Below are 3,879 nucleotides of genomic sequence, written 5' to 3' on the forward strand. Positions count from 1 at the left end.
TTAAGCTGGACGAAAAGCTGCCCCTGGTTGAGCGCATTGTTGCCGCTGCCCGCCGACCACGCCACATGGTCGACATAGGGCGAATGCGAGAAGACGCTGGCGACCTGTCCTTGCAGCCTGGACATGGCGTCGAAAGAGATGTCCTGGCGTGCGATGGTGGTCACCGATATCTGGCCGATGTCCTCCTGCGGGAAGAAACCCTTCGGCGAAGTCTGGATCAGCCACACCGACGCTGCCGCGGTGCCGACGAAGACGAGGAACACCAGGAAGGTGTGCCGCAGGCAGAAGCTCAAGACCTTGTCGTAGCCGCGGGTGACGAGGTCCGGCTTGTGGCCGGGGCCATGCTTGTCGCGGTCGGCTTTGGTCACCGACAGCAGCCGCGAGCACAGCATCGGCGTCAGCGTCAGCGACACGAACATCGACGCCAGGATGGCGACCGTCACCACGACGGCGAACTCGTTGAAGATGCGCCCGATGACGCCACCCATCAGCAGCACCGGGATGAACACCGCGACCAGCGAAATCGAGATCGAGATGATGGTAAAGCCGATTTCGCGCGCGCCCTTCAGCGATGCGTCGAAGGCCGACAGCCCGTCCTCCTCCATATGGCGGAAGATGTTTTCAAGCATCACGATGGCGTCGTCGACGACGAGGCCGACCGCCAGCGTCAGGCCCATCAGCGATATGTTGTCGATGGAAAAGCCGAACAGGAACATCGCGCCGAGCGTGGCGATCAGCGAAATCGGCACCGCCACGGCCGGGATGATGGTCGCCGTCACCCGGCGCAGGAACACGAAGATCACCATGACCACCAGCGCGATGGTCAACAGCAGCGTGAACTGGACATCATCGACGGCCTGACGGATCGAACTGGAGCGGTCGTTAAGCAGCTTGATGTCGGCGGCGGCCGGCATCTGGTCCTTGAAGGACGGCAGCATGGCCTTGACCTTGTCGACGACGTCGACGGTGTTGGCGTCGGGTTGGCGCTGCACCGCCATGATGATCGCGCGCGTACCGTCATACCAGCTCGCCGTCGTCGTCGTCTGCACCGAATCGACCACACGGGTCACCTCGCCCAACCGCACGGGGTGACCGTTTTTGGTGGCGATGATGATGTTGGAGAAGCCGGCGGCGTCAGTCAGCTGCGTGTTGGCGGTGATGGTAAGCTGCTGCTTGTCGTTCTGCAGCACGCCGAGCGGCGTGTTGCTGTTGGCCGAGGCGACCGCCGCCTGCAGCTGATCGATCGAGATGCCGCGCGCGGCAAGCGCGGTCGGGTCGATCTGGATGCGCACCGCGTATTTCTGTTGGCCGAAGATCGAGACCTGCGCCACGCCGTCTATGGTCGACAGCGACGGCGAGATGACATTTTCCGCGAAAGCATCGAGATCGGTCAGCGGAACCGTGTCGCTGACCAGCGACATCAAAAGGATCGGCGCGTCGGCCGGATTGACCTTGCGATAGCTCGGCGGCGCCGTCATCTGCGGCGGCAATGATTTCTGCGTGCGCGCGATCGCCGCCTGCACGTCGGCTGCTGCCGCGTCGATGTCGCGGTTGAGCACGAACTGGATGGCGATCGAGGTCTGGCCAAGCGAGTTCGTGGTCGAGATCGAATCGATACCGGCGATGGTTGCGAACTGCTTGATCAGCGGGGTCGCCACCGACGTCGCCATGGTTTCCGGCGAGGCGCCGGGCAGCGAAGCCGAGACGTTGACCACCGGGAATTCGGCGCTGGGCAGTGCCGCCACCGGCAGGAACTTGTAGGCGAACAGTCCGCCCAGCACGAGGGCGAACGACATCAGAAGGGTGGCGACAGGCCTGCGTATGCAGAATTCGGAGATCATTGGGCCGCCTCGCCGGCTTTGCTCGCCTCGGCCACCTTCGGCGCGGCATCGGCCGTGGCCTTGCCCTCATGCACCGCGGCGCCGTCCTTCAGCCTCGTCTGGCCCTCAGTGACAACTTTCTCGCCGCTTTTCAGCCCCTGGCTGACGGCGCTGTTCTCGCCTTCGGTCAGCGCCACCTGCACCGGCCGCATCTCGACCGTGTTGTCCGGCTTGACGACATAGACGAACGGCCCCTTCTGGCTTGGCTGCACCGCGACCGTGGGAACCGATGTCATCTGCGGCATGATGCCGGCGTCGAGCACGACATTCACATACTGGCCGGGCCATAGCGAAAGATCGGCATTGGGAATGCTTGCCCGCGTGGCAATCGTGCCCGACGCGGTGTCGACGCTGGAGTCGACGAAATCGAGCGTACCCTTGCCGATCGGCGTCGGGTCACCATCCTTGGTCAGTGTCACCGCGCCCTGCTGCGGGTTGGCGAGCGCCTTGTGCAGCAGGGCCAGGTTACTCTCGGGAAGATTGAAGTTGACCTGCAGCGGGTCCATCTGGGTGATGGTCACCAGCGGGGTCGCCGTACTGCTGTTGCCATTGCTGACGGTGACGAGATCGCCGACGGCGACGCTGACAGCACCCAGCCTGCCGGAAATCGGCGCCGTGATCGTGGCGAAGCCAAGCTGGACATTGTCGGCGTCGATTGTCGCCTTGTCGGCATCGACAGTCGCTGCGGCAGCCTTCTGCGCGGCGACGGCCTGGTCGTAGGTCTGCTGCGTGCCGGCCTGCTTGGCGACCAGATCCTTGGCGCGCTGGAGATCGGACTGCGAGCTGGCGAGCATCGCCTGATCCTTGGCCAGCGCCGCCTGGTCCTTGGCAAGCTGCGCCTTCAGCGCCCGGTCATCGAGCGAAAACAGCAGATCGCCGGTCTTGACCATCTGCCCGTCCTTGACGTCGATGGACACGATTTGGCTGGACACCCGCGCGTTGATGTTGACGACGGCGGGAGAGGAGACGAAGCCGATCGCATAACGCCGGATCGGGAAATCGGCTGTCGAGGCGACGGCCGAGAGGATGGAGACCGAGCGCCCGGCATTGTCGGCCTTCTTGTCCGAAGCCGCAGCCTGTTTGTCCGGCGCGGCAACCTGCTTTGCGCCGATGACCTGCTGGACCCTGCCAAGCGCGTCAGGCGAAAGATAGAGCCAGCCGGCCGCACCCAGGCAGGCGACGGCCAGCAACGAAAGAACGACTTTTCCACGCATGGTCAAAGGCCCTCTCCACCCGACACGTCGTGGTCCGATGGGTTCTATTCCAACGCGGCCCGTTGCCGCGATTTCGCCGAATAGATAGGACACGCCTTTGTTGGAAAAGGGCCAAAAGGCGGCATTACGAAGATTTAATGTGCACTGCACAATGGATGTGCAACACGGGGCGGCTCCCGATCCGGACGGTCCGCCGAGAGTCCGAATCCCGTCCCCCTACGATCGGCTGGTGCGCCCCACAGCCTATTTAAGCATCGGCCAAAGCGTCGCCGCCAGCAGCACGCCCATGGCGATGTTGAACCATTTCAGCCGCACCGGGTCCGACAGGAAGCCACGCAGCGCCGTGCCGAACCCTGCCCATACCGAGACGCTCGGCAAATTGACGATAGTGAAAGCCACGGCGATCAACACCACCGACAGGAACGGGTGCTCGGCATTGGCATAGACGGCCATGGCGGTGATCGCCATCACCCACGCCTTGGGATTGACCCACTGGAATGCGGCCGCCTCGATGAAGCGCATAGGCCGCGCGTTCGTCTCGCCCTTGCCGGTCAGCGTGCGCGACATGGCGATCTTCCACGCGAGGTACAAAAGATAGGCGCCGCCGGCGATCTTGAGCGCGGTATGCAGCGCCGGAAACGCCGTCAACACAGCGCCGAGGCCAAGACCGACGGCAAGCAGCAGCACGAGGAAACCCATGCTGATGCCCAGCATGTGCGGAACGGTTCTGACGAGGCCGAAATTCACGCCCGATGCCAGCAGCATGAGATTGTTCGGCCCCGGCG

At 63.7% G+C, this 3,879-nt stretch carries 3 protein-coding genes; all 3 read right to left on the reverse strand.

What is annotated here, in order from left to right; all coding sequences use genetic code 11:
* The coding region (locus EN893_RS22890) for an efflux RND transporter permease subunit (protein WP_164901033.1) at positions 1–1,841 on the reverse strand (1,841 nt) is incomplete at its 3' end.
* Complete coding sequence (locus EN893_RS22895) at positions 1,838–3,094, reverse strand: efflux RND transporter periplasmic adaptor subunit (protein ID WP_127272403.1); 1,257 nt, start codon at positions 3,092–3,094, stop codon at positions 1,838–1,840. The genes EN893_RS22890 and EN893_RS22895, both read right to left, overlap by 4 nt.
* Before the next feature lie 243 nt (positions 3,095–3,337).
* Positions 3,338–3,879: LysE family translocator (locus EN893_RS22900; RefSeq protein ID WP_164901034.1), on the reverse strand; the 542-nt coding region annotated here is incomplete at its 5' end.

The sequence above is a fragment of the Mesorhizobium sp. M7A.F.Ca.CA.004.04.2.1 genome, assembly GCF_004022825.1.
Taxonomy (GTDB): domain Bacteria; phylum Pseudomonadota; class Alphaproteobacteria; order Rhizobiales; family Rhizobiaceae; genus Mesorhizobium.